Source organism: Sporosarcina sp. Y352, from assembly GCF_056786535.1.
The window spans coordinates 1-596 of the sequence record NZ_JBXCJE010000044.1 but is presented as its reverse complement, the minus strand read 5'-3'; the positions used below and the strand labels follow the sequence as shown (position 1 = coordinate 596).

At 43.0% G+C, this 596-nt stretch carries 2 tRNA genes; both read left to right on the top strand.

Annotated features, from left to right (window positions below):
• Positions 1 to 240: 240 nt before the first annotated feature.
• Positions 241 to 317: transfer RNA gene (locus AC1TO6_RS21140), tRNA-Ile, on the top strand.
• Between the two features lie 84 nt (positions 318 to 401).
• Positions 402 to 477, top strand: a tRNA-Ala gene (locus AC1TO6_RS21135).
• The last annotated feature ends 119 nt before the right edge of the window (positions 478 to 596 follow it).

Genomic DNA, 596 nt, shown 5'->3' with positions numbered 1-596 from the left:
ACAAGGTAGCCGTATCGGAAGGTGCGGCTGGATCACCTCCTTTCTAAGGATTATTACGGAATGAGGAAGATTATTCTTCCTCAGGTCAACCATTCGTGGTTGATTCAATCAGCGCAAAGCGCGCTGAAAAGTCTTATTGATGTTTTGCGTTCAGTTTTGAAGGTTCAATAGAACCTTTAAACAGTTATTTTTACTGTTTAAAGCAGTTACTATATAAACTTCATATATATATCCCGGAAGGGGCCTATAGCTCAGCTGGTTAGAGCGCACGCCTGATAAGCGTGAGGTCGGTGGTTCGAGTCCACTTAGGCCCACCATTAAGTTTTTTAAGCAGCTTCACCGCTTAAAGAAACTTTCGTATTTAAGCACTTTCATCGCTTAAATACCTAACATTAAATTTCGGGGCCTTAGCTCAGCTGGGAGAGCGCCTGCCTTGCACGCAGGAGGTCAGCGGTTCGATCCCGCTAGGCTCCACCAACACATACTCCAAGTGGGGTATTTTTGTTCTTTGAAAACTGAATGAAACGACATTGATAGCAACAAATCAAGTAATCAACGCAGAGGAATTTATTCCTTTGGAATAGATCATGCAAATG